We start from the raw sequence: 1,889 nt of genomic DNA, 5'->3' as shown, positions 1-1,889 counted from the left end.
ATATTAAATTAGCTGAAAACGTAATAGACACTAAATAAAATAAAAGTTATTTAATATATTATTTAACAATATATTAAATAACTTTTAATAGTTAGAGGCAAAAATATGAAAAAAAGATCTAAAAGGAAACACGGTTTCAGGCTAATTATACCTTTATTTCTTGGTTTATCTTTTCTAGTGGGTTGCATCTATGATGCCTCTGATAATACTAAATATATTCCGAGATTTAATGAAATATGGTCACCAGAATTTATTTTAAGTAAACAAGATCTAAGCCTAAGTTGGAAAGGTGATAAGCAGCATAGCATTGAGGATCTTAAACTTAAGATTCCATTGCGTTATTTAAATAGAGCATTAGATAGAAATAATGAATTAGAGCCTTTTAGCAACTTTTTACATCCACATTACGGACATTTAGGCACTTTTTATCAAGCAGGTCGGATTGATGATGTATGGCTCGAATTAAGACCTTCCACAGGTGAGCATGTACCCTATGGCGATTTTCAAACAGGAGATTATTTAGTCATTATCAATAAAGAAATTCAAACGGATGACCGCCACTTTCGTGCCACATCATGGATGAAAAATCCAGAAGATATTATTTATCGAGGTAAAGATGTGGAGGGCTTAGAAAGCTATGTATATATGCGCTGTTATGACATAGAGGAGATTCAACAAAAAGCAAAAGAAGGCAATCCTACAAACAAAAATTTATTAAAACGTTTTGAGAAAAAGCACAGTGGTGATTTTACCCCACAGGATTGTCTTGAAAGTTTTAATACTGATTTTTGGGTAACGCCAGAAAATACCCCCTTAGACCAAAAATTTAAAATTGAATATCGTGATCCAATGGTGGGTTATGAGTTCAAATTTTTATATAAAAATAGACTAGTCACATTTTTGCCACGTTGGGGGGGGGCAACAAAAGCTATTAAAGAATGGACGATGTACCGCCAACAGATCATTACGCTATTAAATCGTTCAACAGTTTTACCTTAACACGTTATTAATTTAAATATTTATAAGGAAAATTCTATGTCTACTACAGCAACAGATCCAAACAAAGAATATTCACTGCTTACATCCGACGGTAGATTAAAACTCACCAATGCGGAAATTGATTATTTACAACAATTTTTAACTGCTAATGATCGGGGGGTATTATTTGGCATTATATAACATGACTGGTGTAGAGCAGGTTCTAGTACAAGGTGAAATCTCTACCTTTAGCGGTGCACTTGGTGGCGCAGCCTATACTGCTAATATGTTAATGTTTTCTAATATTTTGGCAGAATCCACAGATAATATGGATATGATAATTTTTGCTAATATCTCAAAATATAAGGAAAAACTTGGCACATATATTAATAATTCAGATAATCCTGCATATAATGGAAAAGAAGTTACATTAGATACTTTTTCAAATATTATTGCGCAATATGATTTAATTGCTATTAAAAACTTAGCTGAATCTGATCCAACATCAACAGGATATTTAGATGACAGAGGAATGTTAAAAGAAGCCATTAATGCATGGACGGCAGTAGGGATTCCGGAGTTATTCCCAGGTAATCTATTGGATGCTATATATTATGCACTTGATGCAATTACAGGTACAAAAGTTGATCCTGTTGAAAATGATATTCAAGCACTAGCAACTATTATCGAAATCTCAAATGAATTAAATCAAAATGATAATTTTTCTGCTAAGAACTTTTGGGATAAGGTGTTAACCACTGGAAGTCAATATGCTGTAGTAGCAGCATTTCTAGGTCGTTTTTTTGGAAAAGAATTGATGTGTACTGATAAAAACGGAGACTTTAACTTAGTAAACTAAACATACTCATCAGGAGTTTACCATGAGCAAAAAACAAAAGATTTATACAGCA

Annotated in this window: 3 protein-coding genes; all 3 read left to right on the top strand. The window is 32.5% G+C overall.

Features of this window, described 5'->3' with window-relative positions; all coding sequences use genetic code 11:
- Positions 1–177 precede the first annotated feature (177 nt).
- Genes C9E89_RS22425 through C9E89_RS22420 form a run of 3 tightly spaced genes read left to right on the top strand, consistent with a single transcriptional unit; the run spans position 178 to position 1,837 of the window.
- Complete coding sequence (locus C9E89_RS22425; RefSeq protein WP_107010279.1) at positions 178–999, top strand: hypothetical protein; 822 nt, start codon at positions 178–180, stop codon at positions 997–999.
- Positions 1,000–1,035: 36 nt separating this feature from the next.
- Entirely contained in the window at positions 1,036–1,179 is a 144-nt protein-coding gene (locus C9E89_RS23525; RefSeq protein WP_171405212.1) for a hypothetical protein, read from the top strand.
- Position 1,180: 1 nt separating this feature from the next.
- Positions 1,181–1,837 (top strand): hypothetical protein, encoded by a 657-nt coding sequence (locus C9E89_RS22420; RefSeq protein WP_107010278.1) that lies wholly within the window; start codon positions 1,181–1,183, stop codon positions 1,835–1,837.
- Positions 1,838–1,889: the final 52 nt, after the last annotated feature.

The organism is Acinetobacter sichuanensis, assembly GCF_003024515.2.
Classification (GTDB): domain Bacteria; phylum Pseudomonadota; class Gammaproteobacteria; order Pseudomonadales; family Moraxellaceae; genus Acinetobacter; species Acinetobacter sichuanensis.
This window is presented reverse-complemented; position numbering and strand designations above follow the sequence as displayed.

What these genes read in the sequence shown, in the direction of transcription:
- C9E89_RS22420 (WP_107010278.1), top strand. Translation starts at nt 1,181, where the DNA reads ATGACTGGTGTAGAGCAGGTTCTAGTACAAGGTGAAATCTCTACCTTT.
- C9E89_RS23525 (WP_171405212.1), top strand. Translation starts at nt 1,036, where the DNA reads ATGTCTACTACAGCAACAGATCCAAACAAAGAATATTCACTGCTTACA.